The 15,518-nt window shown below is 38.6% G+C and carries 12 protein-coding genes and 3 pseudogenes; 8 read left to right on the plus strand and 7 right to left on the minus strand.

Going from position 1 to position 15,518, the window contains the following annotated elements:
* Nucleotides 1-137: 137 nt before the first annotated feature.
* Both NSQ19_RS11445 and NSQ19_RS11450 read right to left on the minus strand, forming a co-directional pair.
* Nucleotides 138-573 (minus strand): annotated as a pseudogene (locus NSQ19_RS11445) (DUF2935 domain-containing protein).
* 778 nt (nucleotides 574-1,351) lie between these two features.
* The gene (locus tag NSQ19_RS11450; protein WP_013858128.1) at nucleotides 1,352-2,662 is read right to left on the minus strand and encodes a transposase family protein; all 1,311 of its coding nucleotides are present in this window, start codon (nucleotides 2,660-2,662) and stop codon (nucleotides 1,352-1,354) included.
* Between the two features lie 322 nt (nucleotides 2,663-2,984).
* Here NSQ19_RS11450 and NSQ19_RS11455 point away from each other — a divergent pair, with 322 nt between their 5' ends.
* The 3 genes from NSQ19_RS11455 (at nucleotide 2,985) to NSQ19_RS11465 (ending at nucleotide 4,902) form a co-directional block, all read left to right on the plus strand.
* Nucleotides 2,985-3,170 carry a hypothetical protein gene (locus NSQ19_RS11455; RefSeq protein WP_237348430.1) on the plus strand — a complete coding sequence of 62 codons (186 nt, stop codon included), beginning with the start codon at nucleotides 2,985-2,987 and terminating at the stop codon, nucleotides 3,168-3,170.
* A gap of 11 nt (nucleotides 3,171-3,181) precedes the next feature.
* Nucleotides 3,182-3,964 carry a hypothetical protein gene (locus NSQ19_RS11460; RefSeq protein ID WP_237348431.1) on the plus strand — a complete coding sequence of 261 codons (783 nt, stop codon included), beginning with the start codon at nucleotides 3,182-3,184 and terminating at the stop codon, nucleotides 3,962-3,964.
* Nucleotides 3,965-4,656: 692 nt separating this feature from the next.
* Nucleotides 4,657-4,902 carry a hypothetical protein gene (locus tag NSQ19_RS11465; RefSeq protein ID WP_340702874.1) on the plus strand — a complete coding sequence of 82 codons (246 nt, stop codon included), beginning with the start codon at nucleotides 4,657-4,659 and terminating at the stop codon, nucleotides 4,900-4,902.
* Between the two features lie 230 nt (nucleotides 4,903-5,132).
* Here the strand turns inward: NSQ19_RS11465 and NSQ19_RS11470 are convergent, their stop codons facing one another.
* Nucleotides 5,133-6,596 carry a transposase gene (locus tag NSQ19_RS11470; protein WP_042512439.1) on the minus strand — a complete coding sequence of 488 codons (1,464 nt, stop codon included), beginning with the start codon at nucleotides 6,594-6,596 and terminating at the stop codon, nucleotides 5,133-5,135.
* A 413-nt stretch (nucleotides 6,597-7,009) separates the two neighbouring features.
* On the opposite strand from NSQ19_RS11470, the gene NSQ19_RS11475 reads away from it, so the two are divergent.
* Nucleotides 7,010-8,170 carry a transposase gene (locus tag NSQ19_RS11475; RefSeq protein ID WP_340702875.1) on the plus strand — a complete coding sequence of 387 codons (1,161 nt, stop codon included), beginning with the start codon at nucleotides 7,010-7,012 and terminating at the stop codon, nucleotides 8,168-8,170.
* 359 nt (nucleotides 8,171-8,529) lie between these two features.
* Here NSQ19_RS11475 and NSQ19_RS11480 read toward each other — a convergent pair whose 3' ends face one another.
* The 4 genes from NSQ19_RS11480 to NSQ19_RS11495 all read right to left on the minus strand — a co-directional run bounded on the left by NSQ19_RS11480 (nucleotide 8,530) and on the right by NSQ19_RS11495 (nucleotide 12,319).
* On the minus strand, nucleotides 8,530-8,757 hold the full coding sequence (locus NSQ19_RS11480) for a hypothetical protein (RefSeq protein WP_340702876.1): 228 nt from the start codon (nucleotides 8,755-8,757) through the stop codon (nucleotides 8,530-8,532).
* An 82-nt stretch (nucleotides 8,758-8,839) separates the two neighbouring features.
* Nucleotides 8,840-9,904, minus strand: a complete 1,065-nt coding sequence (locus NSQ19_RS11485) for a hypothetical protein (RefSeq protein ID WP_237348435.1) — start codon at nucleotides 9,902-9,904, stop codon at nucleotides 8,840-8,842.
* Between the two features lie 214 nt (nucleotides 9,905-10,118).
* Entirely contained in the window at nucleotides 10,119-11,531 is a 1,413-nt protein-coding gene (locus NSQ19_RS11490; RefSeq protein WP_237348436.1) for an amino acid permease, read from the minus strand.
* A 536-nt stretch (nucleotides 11,532-12,067) separates the two neighbouring features.
* Entirely contained in the window at nucleotides 12,068-12,319 is a 252-nt protein-coding gene (locus tag NSQ19_RS11495) for a hypothetical protein (RefSeq protein WP_237348437.1), read from the minus strand.
* A 1,113-nt stretch (nucleotides 12,320-13,432) separates the two neighbouring features.
* Between NSQ19_RS11495 and NSQ19_RS11500 the strand changes: the two genes are divergently transcribed.
* The 4 genes and pseudogenes from NSQ19_RS11500 to NSQ19_RS11515 form a co-directional block, all read left to right on the plus strand.
* Entirely contained in the window at nucleotides 13,433-13,960 is a 528-nt protein-coding gene (locus tag NSQ19_RS11500) for a folate family ECF transporter S component (RefSeq protein WP_237348438.1), read from the plus strand.
* Between the two features lie 145 nt (nucleotides 13,961-14,105).
* Nucleotides 14,106-14,828, plus strand: a complete 723-nt coding sequence (locus NSQ19_RS11505; protein WP_237348439.1) for a GntR family transcriptional regulator — start codon at nucleotides 14,106-14,108, stop codon at nucleotides 14,826-14,828.
* A 131-nt stretch (nucleotides 14,829-14,959) separates the two neighbouring features.
* Nucleotides 14,960-15,193 (plus strand): annotated as a pseudogene (locus NSQ19_RS11510) (hypothetical protein); the annotation flags it as partial.
* A 41-nt stretch (nucleotides 15,194-15,234) separates the two neighbouring features.
* Nucleotides 15,235-15,504 (plus strand): annotated as a pseudogene (locus NSQ19_RS11515) (POT-type proton-dependent oligopeptide transporter); the annotation flags it as partial.
* Nucleotides 15,505-15,518: the final 14 nt, after the last annotated feature.

Genomic DNA, 15,518 nt, shown 5'->3' on the forward strand with positions numbered 1-15,518 from the left:
TTGGTGGGGAAAAGAGAAGAGTAAAAGAAAAAAGTTTTCAGCCTACCATCATGAGGTACCCTCCTTCAATCGTGTGAAGAAGGGGGCTGGGGCGCAAGATAAAAACACCCTCGCGCTGAAAATGGATGAACAGGGTGTTAAAGCTTCTTTAAACTAAGCTTGGAATTACGGCTGGTACAAAATGTCTGGGCTACACCTATAAAATATTCTGATTCACAATAATATGGTTCAACACCACTTTAGCTGTCGGGTTTGTGCTGATCGGTTCACTTGCTTCCATAAGCGTGCGACAAAACCGGATAAATTGTTCACTCTGCTGTAAGCAAAATTGGGTTAGTTGCAAAATATCTTGGTAGAGTGCTTGAGAAACTTGACCGTTTCAATATACCTTATCACGCGATGATGTGCCTTTGAAAAAGCGTTTTCCCATTCTTGTAATGCCTCCACATACTTTTGTTCGAGATTTCTAACAAGCTCCCGGATCACAATCGTATGTTCTTCTTCCTGGTGTTTCCAAAACTCAGCCTCATCCAGCACACGCAAAGGCATTTGATTCCCATAATAATAGTGCATAGCCGAATCCTCCATCGTATTCGTGTCTCAATTTATACATATTCAAAGGATTAAGTAGTAGAACATGATAAGGAGTATTGCTGCGTAATAACGCTCGATCCCCATGAGGCCGTACCGGTTGGACCATCTTTTCATTCACCATGTGCAAGACTACTTTTTCCCGGTAAGTGTCCGGACATTTTCTTTGATGGCCCATTGAACTTTTGCCCCAGCATACCCGCATAATCCGGAAAAACGAACGTTATAAAATGAAATAAAATTTTTCATGTCAAAATCAATTAGGATCAGGGTAAACATTCTAGTTGGCAACACCTGAAGAAGTAGGAATATTTCGTTCATCTATATAAAACTTTGAAAAACGAGCTTATCAAATTAGTGATGAAATTTCCATTCAATGTAGATAATATACATAGGATCTAGTATAATATAGATAGTCCGTTAATTAGTAGACAGCTTAAAGGAATAAGTAGGTAAATTGGAATATCATGTATAAAATTGGAACTCAAAAAAGAATTTTATGCACCTTAAACAACTGGCAGGAGGAAAAATCGTCCCTGAAGATCAAGACAGCAATAATAGAACCAGTTCTGAAGAGTAAATTCATCAATTTTTAGATGTTTTATGATAAAATGACTTATCCACATTTAGAAAATTTTTCCATCTATTTTTTCTGCTTTCAAAGTCAAAAAGAGCCGAATTTGCAAATTTCTTTTTTAAAATTGTGGATAACTTCAAAAAAACCTTTTTTTACATCACATCCTTTGCTATAATATAACCATTAAGTAAACCTTACTTGTATTGGCTTACTTAAATGGGTGAAATCCTCGTCTGTTAAAATGCGTGTCCGAAACGATTCCAACAGATTTGAGGATTTTTCTTTTGCCGTTTTTTTGAGTGCTTTTAAGATTGACGAACCTTTTTCAAACAGCTGTCTAATAATATCTGTTATTTGAACTAATAAATAATGATTTTTCATGGCTGTGTAGTTTTGGCTATTGGCATGTTCTATATTGTAACGATTATTTTTTTGTTCGTTAAATCCTTGATTTTCAATCTTCCAGCGGCTTCTTCCTGCAGCGATGAGTCGTTCCACGTTCTTTTTCGTGATTTTAATATCCGTTATAAATACATACTCTTTCGATTTCCCATCCTCTGTTTTCATTGTGGCCTCCATCAGATTGACCGTTCTGTCTTTGTAGGCAATATCATTCACCCAAACTAATGAATTCTGATCCTTACTTTGTTCCAGCTCTTTTATTGCCTTAAACTCCGTCGAGATACTTTTAATTCTCCCTTCCTTAAATCTGCATATATATTTCCATTTGTGCGCCCTGCACAGATTAAATACCGTTTCACATGCATAGAGACTATCTCCCAAGATACAAATCGGTAGTCTTTTAAATATTTTTTTTATTTTCTTTGCCAGCCTGTCGAAGGCTTTTAATTCACAATCTTGCTTAGAAACATTTTCTGATTCATTTTCGATAAATTCGGAGGCAATACTGAAGACCATATCCCCCACGACAAGCTTGGCTTCAAGTACATGGTGCATATAAAGTACGTTCGTTTCTCCTGTTTCTTTATTTGTATATGCCCGTCTCAGGCAGTGTTTACAATGTTTCTCATGAAAGGTGTGTAATCCAGTTCCATCAATGATGACACCCCAGTACTTTCCTTCAATTCGATAAGACTCGAGAGACCTTTTTTTCAATAATTCTTTAATCATATACGTTCTAATTTTTTCTAATTCATTTACATCTAAGCCAGATAAAAAGTCGTTAATTGTATCATAATGTGGAAGTTCTTCAAGAGAATCTAAGCCTAACACCTTCCCTACATTTTTAATACATTCTTCTTTATTAAAACTCTCACTCATGTTTCTCATGGATTTTAGGCCGGTCATATTTTTCAACATCATCGTAAATAAAAGGACCTCTGGACCATAAGTGATATAGCTTTGATGTCGGTGGTCTGCTACCTTTTTTAGGTTATTCATCAGGTCTTTGAAAAAATGCTTCTGAATTTTAAGGAACTCGAAAAAATAATTTGCTTCTTTTTCACGATTTCTTTTTTCTTTTCTAGTAACCAAAATAAAAACCCCCTCAAAACAGCGAAGTTTAATTAGGGCTTGCTGAACGAATCGAATATTAGCTTGTATCCGATTTGTCAGTAAGCAATGCCAAAATATTCGTCCAGTAAGCTCTAATTATTTAAATTATTACATATTTAGCCGCATTTTTGGGAGGTATATTTAAATTATCACGAAAAATTTTTACTCCTCAGAGCTGTAATAGAACAAAGTCCCTTAAAAATAACTGAAAATTCTCCAACATCAACCCAACACTGTAATCATTATAGAAAGAATATGGAATGAAAAGCGATTTTCAAATTTATGCAAAGGAGGTAGACCGGTGCTAAATACGCATAATGACATAAAGCAAACATATTATGCAGAAATCAAAGAAAAGAAGATTAGTTCTTATGGAGCATATGCAAAAAAGGGAAAGGGAGTCAAACACGGGATAGGGAAAATCTATTTTGCCAGTGACTTATTAAGAGGAAAAGAAAAAAGTTATATAAAAAATCAGGAAAGGTAAAGGTGTACAATATGTTTACAAGTTTAATGACCTACGAAGATTTAAAAACGCATCCGAAAGAACGACAAACGGAAATTTTAACGAAATGGAGGGAGACCTATTCAGAGAATGAAATATTAGAAGCATTGGGTGTTGAAGAAGAGGTATACTATCAATTGTTGGCTGATTTAGGACTTGAAATGAAGAAGAAACGGACATTTCCGCACTCAAAACCGGACGCAGATCCAAACCAAGTGATCCCATTTAATGATTTAAAAAAGCTTCCAAAAAAAGATCAATGGCTGCTTATATCCGAATATACGGAAAAATGGAACGCCCAATCAATTGCAAAAATTTGGGGGAAACGAGATTCTTCCGTTCATAATTATAAGCACAATCTGAAAAAATTAGCCCTCAAAAACGGGTGGATAGATGAATATAAGAAAGATAAAGCACAGGAGAATATAAAAGATTTTACGCCGGCTGTTGTGGAATCCGGACAAGAACAAGCTGGAAATGCAGGGGATGAACGTGTTGACCAACTGATGAATGAGTTTAAGGAAATGAAGATGTTGATTAATAATTTATTATCTTCAAATAACCAAGTTGCCGTTGAAGAAACAGAAAAGATAGCTGAACATGACGCATCAGAAGATGAAGAAAATAATGAAAAACCGGAGTCCTTTACGATGAATTACGAAAATGAAACAGAAGGATTTATTATCTTTCAAGACTTAAAACGGTTCATCGCAGTTTTGGAAAAAAATCCGGATCGATTTAAGGTTGAAGTGAAGTTAACTAGAATTGAAGAATGATTTCTCCTTTGAAGAATTTGGGCCCATTATGGTCCAAAACTTAAATTTTTTTAAAAAGAATACAGGAAAGTAAAACGAATAGCCAGGATGTGTAAGAAATACTGGCGTTACAGAAATTGCCTTTGAATATAAAATGGATAAAAACGTGTTGGGTTAAGTGATTTTCACTGCAAAGGTCAGCTCATTTTTTATCCATTTTTTTTATATAAAACAACTGGGTAGCACCCAAGAAGCTCATTCTTTAAAAAACAGACGCTAAAAGTCGATATTTTCATATGGCTATTTCCTTATTTAGTGTAAAATCTTTCAAAAAGAACTTTTTGGGTGCTAATATTTTGAGTGCTTTGGCAATCTTAAGAGCCCTTGCCAAAATGCTATATCCCCTGAAACTGTAAGCAGTCAGACAATTAAAGGTCGTTGATTTATTCCACTAAAGAAAAAAGACGTTTGTAGGAACATTATGACAAATGTAAAAATAAATTGTGAGTTTTTGATTTTAATGGGGTAAATTTATTTATTATAAGTGTCTAAATTTTTCCATTTTAGTCGGGTTTCAATAGATTAAGCTACTCATTCCTGTGGTAAATATTGTAAAACGGAAAAGGATGATTTTTTTTTGAAAAAAAAAAGAGCCATGAAAGCCACTCCTTTGTTAAGATATAAGTACCACCAAATATCCAGGGAGTGATTTCATGACTAGTTCTATTCTAACACAAACCAGAGACTTTTCAATACAACAAAATTTGATTCCCCACAATTGGCAAGACTATGCCGATATACCATTTGTCATTCCAGCCATGTGTTTCCCATGGGAGATTTTTAAGCCGATTGAACGAGAATACTACACCCTTTTATATTTGCACCTAAAAAATGAAAGAGCACATGATCCTTCTAATGAAATACAACCGGCACTATTTTCAGAGCCTCTGCCAAAATAAAAATATACCCTTGAGCGAGGCTCTGGAAAATTAATTATCCCGATTTTTTTTTGCCTTTTCATCCAGATTTTCAATTTACATCCAGATTTTCAATTCAATAGAAGTAAAACGGTCATTTTTCTTCAAAAAAAGGGCATACGTATCCCGCCTTCACAAAATGGTTTTTTTCACTACCCTTTGTGGAAAGAAAACGTTCATTTGAGTTATTCACATATCCACCTGTGAATAACTTAATTTGCTCTTTGCAGCCGATTGCGTGTCCATCCACAATTGGCCTTTCCAGTCTGATGGTACGCCATATTTGCCATGATATGCATAGATATCATGCATCGATCTACATGAGCTTCAACTGCCTGTTTCCCACGCTTGTGAACACGACGGAGACTGTATCCGTCTTTTAGAATGCCAAAGATTCTTTCGATGATCGTCCTGGCACTATATAACACTTCAAATGTGCGACCATGTTGAGGCAACTCGACATCTACTTGAGGCGTTTGATCAAAGTCTATCCTAAATACTCTTCCTTGTGCTGCCCCATTACAACATTCCGCGTGATTCGCTAGCGGGCAGGTGAGACCTTCTTGCTTGGCATTTGGATGAAATACAGGACAAGTGTAAATATATTGCCCCTTTTCCCGATCAGATCCTCTAAGTTCCATTTTATGTCCACTGATACAGATGGGAGTGCCGTACCGGTTGATTTTTTCAATCCCCCGGGCGGTAGTTGGTTTATCTTTACGGTTCCGTGGATTGATCGGTGCCACCAATTTCGCCTGTAATACATCCTTTGTCACTTTTTGATTTTCCGGCGTTTGGTAGATTCCATCTGCCAGGATAAAGCTCAACTGCTCAGCCATCTCGGGGTGCTCTGCCTTAAACGTTTCCAATGTCGGTTCTAATGTTTTCCCATCGGGTGTATTTCCTTTAAATACTTCCCGCGTCAAAGGCAAACCGGATTTCACCCCGCATACCATTGATAATTTATGCGCAATATAGGAGACTGCATTACTTTTACGCATTACCCCTACATTGTCGTCCGTAAGGACTCTGGGGCAATCGCAATCACCCTCACAAGAACACGTCTTCCTTGTTTTATTCAAGGTTGCTTCTGCCTCTATATGCGATGTATCCACGGCGGCTGCTTCCTCATTCGTTTCAACCACGCCTTCCCCTTTATTATATTCAACAACCAATAGCCGGGCTTTTTCCCAAAGACCATTTGTTGTCATGATTTGATCAAAACGAGCAAAGGACCGGTAGCTCGGAATTTTCTCTGTAAATCCACACATGGTGGCAAATAGCGGGTTTGATTTCACTTGCAAATAGACACTCTCCACCATCACTTCAATATACTGTAAAGAGGCCAGTTCAAAAGCACGAAAAAAGGGCATGAAAGGATGCGGTTTTCTCCCAGTGGAAGGGAGATGAAATAATGAAGACGCAGACTTGTCTTCTTCCTCCGTTATTGAAAATAGTGCCGGTTGTATTTCATTAGAAGGATCATGTGCTCTTTCATTTTTTAGGTGCAAATATAAAAGGGTGTAGTATTCTCGTTCAATCGGCTTAAAAATCTCCCATGGGAAACACATGGCTGGAATGACAAATGGTATATCGGCATAGTCTTGCCAATTGTGGGGAATCAAATTTTGTTGTATTGAAAAGTCTCTGGTTTGTGTTAGAATAGAACTAGTCATGAAATCACTCCCTGGATATTTGGTGGTACTTATATCTTAACAAAGGAGTGGCTTTCATGGCTCTTTTTTTTTTCAAAAAAAAATCATCCTTTTCCGTTTTACAATATTTACCACAGGAATGAGTAGCTTAATCTATTGAAACCCGACTAAAATGGAAAAATTTAGACACTTATAATAAATAAATTTACCCCATTAAAATCAAAAACTCACAATTTATTTTTACATTTGTCATAATGTTCCTACAAACGTCTTTTTTCTTTAGTGGAATAAATCAACGACCTTTAATTGTCTGACTGCTTACAGTTTCAGGGGATATAGCATTTTGGCAAGGGCTCTCAATAACGGAGGAAGAAGACAAGTCTGCGTCTTCATTATTTCATCTCCCTTCCACTGGGAGAAAACCGCATCCTTTCATGCCCTTTTTTCGTGCTTTTGAACTGGCCTCTTTACAGTATATTGAAGTGATGGTGGAGAGTGTCTATTTGCAAGTGAAATCAAACCCGCTATTTGCCACCATGTGTGGATTTACAGAGAAAATTCCGAGCTACCGGTCCTTTGCTCGTTTTGATCAAATCATGACAACAAATGGTCTTTGGGAAAAAGCCCGGCTATTGGTTGTTGAATATAATAAAGGGGAAGGCGTGGTTGAAACGAATGAGGAAGCAGCCGCCGTGGATACATCGCATATAGAGGCAGAAGCAACCTTGAATAAAACAAGGAAGACGTGTTCTTGTGAGGGTGATTGCGATTGCCCCAGAGTCCTTACGGACGACAATGTAGGGGTAATGCGTAAAAGTAATGCAGTCTCCTATATTGCGCATAAATTATCAATGGTATGCGGGGTGAAATCCGGTTTGCCTTTGACGCGGGAAGTATTTAAAGGAAATACACCCGATGGGAAAACATTAGAACCGACATTGGAAACGTTTAAGGCAGAGCACCCCGAGATGGCTGAGCAGTTGAGCTTTATCCTGGCAGATGGAATCTACCAAACGCCGGAAAATCAAAAAGTGACAAAGGATGTATTACAGGCGAAATTGGTGGCACCGATCAATCCACGGAACCGTAAAGATAAACCAACTACCGCCCGGGGGATTGAAAAAATCAACCGGTACGGCACTCCCATCTGTATCAGTGGACATAAAATGGAACTTAGAGGATCTGATCGGGAAAAGGGGCAATATATTTACACTTGTCCTGTATTTCATCCAAATGCCAAGCAAGAAGGTCTCACCTGCCCGCTAGCGAATCACGCGGAATGTTGTAATGGGGCAGCACAAGGAAGAGTATTTAGGATAGACTTTGATCAAACGCCTCAAGTAGATGTCGAGTTGCCTCAACATGGTCGCACATTTGAAGTGTTATATAGTGCCAGGACGATCATCGAAAGAATCTTTGGCATTCTAAAAGACGGATACAGTCTCCGTCGTGTTCACAAGCGTGGGAAACAGGCAGTTGAAGCTCATGTAGATCGATGCATGATATCTATGCATATCATGGCAAATATGGCGTACCATCAGACTGGAAAGGCCAATTGTGGATGGACACGCAATCGGCTGCAAAGAGCAAATTAAGTTATTCACAGGTGGATATGTGAATAACTCAAATGAACGTTTTCTTTCCACAAAGGGTAGTGAAAAAAACCATTTTGTGAAGGCGGGATACGTATGCCCTTTTTTTGAAGAAAAATGACCGTTTTACTTCTATTGAATTGAAAATCTGGATGTAAATTGAAAATCTGGATGAAAAGGCAAAAAAAAATCGGGATAATTAATTTTCCAGAGCCTCGCTCAAGGGTATATTTTTATTTTGGCAGAGGCTCTAAGGAATTTTCAGCGGCAATTAATAGTGATCCTCTAAAATCAGTATTTCTTTGATTATATAGAAAGGCAACCCATCCCTTGTCTAAATCTATTTAGTCATTCACGTATTTTTAAAATTTTTCTATTTTTTTCACTTCATCTATACTTAGTTTTACCATTTTTGCAACCTCTTCAACTGAAAATCCTTCCCGTAATAGCTCGGCAGCTAAATTCCTTTTTTCTTCCATTTTTCCTTTTTCAATCCCTATTTCAATCCCTATTTCAATCCCTTCTTCTTTCACAGTTTTCAGATATTCTGCAAATGTAGGTGCTTCTTTAAGTTTTTCAGAATACAGCATATGGTTTGCCTCCTCAATGTGAATAGATAATTCTTTCGTTAATTGGTTTGTTAACCCATGAGGAAGATCCGTAAAATTAGGATTAAGATTCGGATTGGTTAGGATGAATACTTGCAACAATCTCTTTCACTTCATCTAGACTCAGCTTCACGATTTTTGCAACTTTTTCAACTGAAAATCCTTCCCGTAATAGCTCGGCAGCTAAATTTCTTTTTTCTTCCATTTTTCCTTTTTCAATCCCTATTTCAATACCTTTTTCCTTCCCTTTTTCAATCCCTATTTCAATTCCTTTTTTCTTCCCTTTTTCAATCCCTATTTCAATTCCTTCTTCCTTCACAGTTTTCAGATATTCTGCAAATGTAGGTGCTTCTTTAAGTTTTTCAGAATACAGCATATGGTTTGCCTCCTTTTCAATATGAATAGATAACTCTTTCATTAATTGTTTTGTCAGCTCATCAGGAAGATTCAGTAAATAGTCAATAAAGTAAAAAAGTGCTTCCGCATCGTTAGAGTTAAGGTTCGGGTTGGTTAAAATGAATTCTTTCAACAATCTTTTCTTTACTTCATATCGTTTCTGATAGTTTTTTTCCGTTTGATGAAGGTAAATGCCTGCCAATACCGCAATGGCAAAAGGGTTCGTAGATTTTTTCAAAGAAGGAATGTCCGCTTCATTAAACTTATAAGTGTTAAAGCGATACGTAAGTTCAGTGCCACAAAAAGAATATTGAAACGGCTCTGGATTGTTTGACTTAGACAAATCGGTTAAAATCGCAATGGAATAAATATTTTCTTGAAAGCGATCAAACAAACGATAAAAATAAGTAAACATTCGTTTGGAAAAGTCCGGATCCTTTTTTCCTTGAATTTCAATGTGAATGAATACATATTTTTCTTCGCCGTTTTTCAAGGAAACCTTTACAATTTTGTCTGCAATTTTTTTCCCTTTTTTATGCTTGATGATGACTTTGTGCAATTCCTGTTCAAGAAAGACAATTCCTTTTCCAAAATCAATGGCCTCATACAAGTTGGATGCAAAGAATAAAATAAATTCCTCAAATAGTTCACTGATAATTTTCTTCCAAAGCCCATCATAATCAGTTTCAGGTGAATAGTTCACCCTATTCTCCAGAACAAGTACTTCTCCCATTATTTTACCCCATCCTTTGCTAAATTTGAATTGTTAATCATATTATACATGATAAGAACATTCGTTTCCACAAAAATTTTTCGACCATTTTACACTGTGTTTCACTAAGTTGTGTCCACGAGACCAGTTCGGGACCACTTCAACCATCCTCTGCTATATTTGGAATCCCCTCATATGAAGCAGCATCCCAACCTGCAGGCAGCATTTACTGCGCTCACTCAGGACTTTCCTGCTCCATATGAGGGGTGAACTTCTGCCAAATGACGTATCCCAGCGTAATGATCAACACAAAGCAAAAGGCTGCGTAAAAGACCATCCGGAAATCATTAACACGCAGACTGATTCCAAACAGTATCAAAATAGCAAAAATCGTGGCATATGCTCCGGGAATTCCCCAAATCAGGCTCGATTGATAGGTTTCGTTTTTACTGCGCTTTTTCCGCCAAATTAAGAAGGTGATCAGATTCAGAATCCAATTTAAAAAGGTGAAATAGGACGAAGCGGAAATCAAATAATTATATAAAGATGAAGGCAGCAAAAACGATACACCGACAACGAGCAAACACCCTATGGCAACTGCCAGCCATGCATAAAGGTAAAAGCCCCTACTTGACTGCTTTAAAAACAGGCCTGGTCCTTTTTTTACCTCTGATAGAGATAGAACTAACTGGACAGACGTATAATAGCTTGCCGCCATAACAGAAAAAGCCGCCAGTAAGATCACAATATTGAAGAATGCAGCTGCCCAATCCATACCAATCACATCAAATGCATGGACGAAAGGGGACTTATGGGTAGAAACCGTATTCCATGCAGTTAACATAACCAGAACCAACATGGAAAGTGCATATAAACCAATCGACCCAAATGCCATCAGCCCGGCTGCCCTTGGGATTTGTCTGCGCGGTTTTACTACTTCTGTTGAAGCCATGGCGATTGCACTGATGCCTGAAAATGAAAAGATAACGATAAGCATAGATTGAAGCAGGCCCGAGATACCATTCGGAAAAAATGCATGGCGACTTGCAAAAGGATGTTGGTCTATTATCTCGCCATGTGACAGCAATACCCATCCTCCCATTAGGATAAAGGCAAGCAGCGCCAACACTTTGACCGCGGCCATTGCCGACTCAATATGCCCGAATATTTCCATATTCATCGCATTCATCACGATAATCACCGCCATAAAAACAGTTGCGAGAACAGGAAGCGGTACTTTTGGCAACCAAAAATGTGCAAATACCCCCATCGCAATGGCTTCCGAACCGATAGCTAAAATACTGGAAATAAATAGTGCCCACCCAATCAAAAATCCTGCATAGTGTCCTAAAAATTTTTCGACATATACCCGGAAAGACCCTTGCTGCAGACGGTTCACATTGATGCTTGTCATCGCCCCGAGTACCTGCATCATCATCACTCCACCGATCAAAAAAGCCAGGATGACTGAAGGCCCCGCTTCCCGAACAGCCAAACCTGAACCAAGAAAATACCCGGCGCCGATCATGCCGCCAATCCCAAGCCCGGCCAAACTGTATTCATTCAACCTGCCGCGCCTTTTTTCCGCCTGTTTCTTTTGATGCTTTGAAACTGTTCCGACAGTGATTGTTTTTTCGATTTTCGGCACCCTCTTTTAAAAACTTTTTTGATTATCATACGCAAGTGCCGGGCTCTTCATACTGTATTTCCCTAACATTGGAAAAGGCACAAAGCGGGCCAAGAAGAGTGGTGAAAAATTTGGATTTGAAATAAAAACAAGCCCGGAATCGGCGGATTCTTAGCCGTGAACCGGGCTTGCTTTGTCACTAAGACGGAAAATTTAGTGAAAATGAAGGTTTCTCTTTAATGGCTCCATTCTGCCAAAAAAGCAATCCATCTCCGGTGTGCCAGCGGATCGTTTTTTACTGATTCCTCACGTGTACTGACAGGCATTTTCAATAACATTTCGACCCAAGTCATTTCGGCCGTATATGGTGGAGTTACCTTCCAAAAAACTGTCAAAACGCGCAAACAAATCGATCAATTTTTGGAAAAGACAAGCACCCAAACGGGAAGAGCTGTAACATCATCTTTTTATATAGAGATATTGGTTGCGTCTATATAAGATTAGCTGATTTGATATTTTTACCTCTGTAATCTATATTTTTTTCAATAAAAAATCCCTTACCAGAAAAAGAAAGGAAGTAAAGCCAATCCAACGATTGAACCGATTGCGATGCCCCAGCCAAAACCCCATCCCCAGCCGCCATAGCCAAATCCACCAAGATTCCGCGGCCGGCCAAGTGGCTGAAGGTAGACTCTGTTTCCACTCACATGATGAATAATGCCTCTATGGATTCTCCCATCAACAGTCCGGATTTGAACCGCTCTGCCTCTGTATCTTTGGCACAATGCATGATAGTGTCCAAATGACATAATGTATCCTCCCATTCCTTTGAGTATGGTACATTATATGTGCTTTTCCGATAGGTGCGGCGGACAAAGCCACCAGGATTATTGTGGAATTGTGAATATCAGCAGTTACCTTTCATTTATAGAATGAAAAATGAACTGGACATATTTACGTGACTTGTTTTATGACCTCTTGATTGTACCGATAACGATTAAGTACGCCAAATGTCTGAGCAGAAAAACGACGGATGGGGCTAAAGCATGGAAAAAGGCGTGCATCATGGCCGGTTGTGCAATTGGAATATATTGGGATACCTATTTTTTGTTTATTGTCAATGTTCCCGGGTATACAATAAGGGCAAGGCCAATACACATTAAAGAAGGGACTGGTAAGCTTATATGACAAGCTCGACAGCGACTTCACCATCAGTATTTGGCAATGCATTTGTCCTTAGGGCAAATGGGACAGTTGTCCGTAACCGGTATACTTTCGGTGAGGGCTCGTGTCCACCTACAACTTAAGTAATAAACAGCCTATGAATGCATTATGTAAAAGGCGTGGTCTCCCGGGGGCCGCGCTTTTTATTTGCGTATAAAGGAAAGACGACGGTGAAGGATATTTCGAGTGGGAAAATGAGTTCAACTTCTTTCATAGGCCGGATGAAGAGCAGCGGAAGCAATTAAAAGCACACTTAAGGGGCGCCCAACCGAAAGTGGAATGGTGGTGGTGCTTCCGGAGTGAAAGCTTTTTCGAGGAACGGAACTGAACAACTTTGAAAAGGCCACGATTGTCGGCAGCTCCACCCACCAATCCGGCATGATCGAAAAGAAGATTTTTTTCAAAACGATGCTGGATATCCCGGCGGAAGCGGAAACGCACGACAACTTTCGCGATCCCCACTAACCTTCTCTGTCATATCAAATTATCAAGTTCATTCATTCTTTTGACTTTGAGGCGATGAGCTGGAAGAATTGAAAGTTATTTCAATACACCTTGATTATCCAAACCTCTGTTTCTTTACATTGACAATATCTTCCCTGCGCAGCATAATAAAGCTATAAAACTATTGTGAATTTGATGTTAAATTGTCTTTTTTACGTCTGCACCTGGTAGATTCACATAATGGGGGTTAAATAATGAGTGTTAAAAAAATTGTGTTTGCCGGTCTTTTTATAGCATTAGAAGTGATTTTCACACGTTTCTTATCCATACAAACACCGATCATCCGAATTGGATTTACTTTTATTCCTACGGCATTGTCTGCTGTCTTATTGGGACCGTTATTTGCAGGAATAACAGCTGGATTGGCAGATATCATAGGGATGATACTATTTTCGGGCGGAGCTGCTTATTTTCCTGGTTTCACACTCTCTGCGTTTCTGTCAGGTACCATTTACGGATTGTTTTTATATCGAAAATCTGTGCGATTTTGGAGAGTATGCATGGCGGTATTGATCATTACCGTTGTTGTTAATCTTGGATTAGATACACTATGGCTATGGATGCTAACCGGAAAAGGAATACTAGGCTTATTACCTGCAAGGTTCATTAAATCCGTCATGATGTTCCCCATACAGGTAATTTTGATCCAAATCGTGTGGAAATCTCTTGCGGCAAGCTTAAGGCTTGAACCCTCCCACCACTTCCCCAACGGTTTTAGGTAGGGCATTTCTTTGTGAATCCAGCACTTCACGGGGAGATTCGTGTTTATGGGGAAGTTTACGCGATGCCTGATCCCAAATAAATATTGACAATTGTGATTTTTATCATTATACTAACTTATAAAGTTATAACTTTTGGAGGAGCAGCATGCAAATCGACAAAAATCTACCAACTCCTTTATATCATCAGGTACAAGAAATTCTTGACAAAAAAATATCCATTGGCCAATGGGAAGAAGGATTTCAAATACCTACCGAGAAAGAATTGGCGCGCATCTTTAATGTAAGTGCAATTACTGTGAAAAGAGCGGTTCAGGAGTTAGTAAAGAAGGGCAAACTGTATCGTGTTAGAGGAAAGGGTACTTTTGTATCGAAGAAAACAAAAGAAAAAAGCATTTTGGATGTCGTAACATTCGGTAGCGCAGAAGTGAAGATGAGCCCACATAAATTGCTCTATTCTTCAGTTGTTCAAGCTGATGATGTCATTTCAGAAAAGTTAAAGTTGAAAAAAGAGGATCAAGTTATTCAGATGATTCGTCTTAAATATGAGGATGATGAACCTGCTGCGATAGAACATACATTTTTGGTTCATGATTTGTGCAGAAATTTTTCACCTAAGATGGCAGAAAAAGAACTTATATACAACGCGGTTCAGCAAAACGGGGTTAGTCTAGACAAGGTGAAGATCAACTTTTCGTCTATCAGTTCGGATTCCTATGAGGCCAATCTTCTAAAAATAAAAAAGGGCACACCTCTTTTTGTTATAGAACGAGTGACATTTACCGAAGAAAACATTCCTGTAGAATATTCCAAGTTTGTAATACGTCATGATAAAGTCGATTATTATATTGAAGTTAGTCTCAACATGTAAGTGAATTTGGATAAAAAATGTCTGTGATGGTTCCACAGAGAAAGTTATAAAAATATAAAGTTATAACTTTATATTTTTATATAATAATGTCAGAAATTAAAAATTTAAAACAAAATTAAGGAGAACAAAGAATGCGCGATTCCGGGAATGCTGCAAAGCACCAAAAAGTCAAGCCATCCTCCTTGCCGCTGCAGAAAAGTTTTTTTGGCCACCCTAAGGGTTTGTCAACGCTATTTTTTACAGAAGTGTGGGAACGGTTTTCTTATTATGGCATGCGTGCTATTCTTCTTTTTTATATGTACGATCAAATCGTTCGTGGCGGTTTGGGGTTTTCTCAAGGTACGGCTGCCGCCATCATGTCCGTATAAGGTGCTTTAGTCTTTATGTCGGGTATTATTGGAGGTTCTTAGTCATTGTCGGTGCCATGTGTTTGTCTCCGGTTGGTTTATCAGCTACAACGAAACTCGCACCAGCGGCTTTCTCGGCACAAACGATGAGTTTATGGCTGATTTCCGACGCTACGGCTCAAGGGATTAATGCTCAGATTGTACCGTTTTTTAAACCGAGTACCGAGGTCAGCTATTTTGGTCTCGTAGGCGGAATGGTCATGATTTTAGGTGTCATCTTATTCTTCTTCGCACCGAAAATTCATCAAATGATGCGTGGAATAGATTAATTATTCACATAAAA

Source organism: Weizmannia sp. FSL W8-1119 (assembly GCF_038008605.1).
In the GTDB taxonomy this organism is placed as follows: Bacteria; Bacillota; Bacilli; order Bacillales; family Bacillaceae_C; genus Weizmannia; species Weizmannia coagulans.

Bases quoted from the DNA above. Each gene is read 5' to 3' on its own strand.
- NSQ19_RS11500 (WP_237348438.1), top strand. From the start codon at position 13,433: ATGAGTGTTAAAAAAATTGTGTTTGCCGGTCTTTTTATAGCATTAGAA.
- NSQ19_RS11485 (WP_237348435.1), bottom strand. From the start codon at position 9,904: ATGGGAGAAGTACTTGTTCTGGAGAATAGGGTGAACTATTCACCTGAA.
- NSQ19_RS11470 (WP_042512439.1), bottom strand. From the start codon at position 6,596: ATGACTAGTTCTATTCTAACACAAACCAGAGACTTTTCAATACAACAA.
- NSQ19_RS11475 (WP_340702875.1), top strand. From the start codon at position 7,010: ATGCCCTTTTTTCGTGCTTTTGAACTGGCCTCTTTACAGTATATTGAA.
- NSQ19_RS11465 (WP_340702874.1), top strand. From the start codon at position 4,657: ATGACTAGTTCTATTCTAACACAAACCAGAGACTTTTCAATACAACAA.
- NSQ19_RS11495 (WP_237348437.1), bottom strand. From the start codon at position 12,319: ATGTCATTTGGACACTATCATGCATTGTGCCAAAGATACAGAGGCAGA.
- NSQ19_RS11460 (WP_237348431.1), top strand. From the start codon at position 3,182: ATGTTTACAAGTTTAATGACCTACGAAGATTTAAAAACGCATCCGAAA.
- NSQ19_RS11480 (WP_340702876.1), bottom strand. From the start codon at position 8,757: ATGCTGTATTCTGAAAAACTTAAAGAAGCACCTACATTTGCAGAATAT.
- NSQ19_RS11505 (WP_237348439.1), top strand. From the start codon at position 14,106: ATGCAAATCGACAAAAATCTACCAACTCCTTTATATCATCAGGTACAA.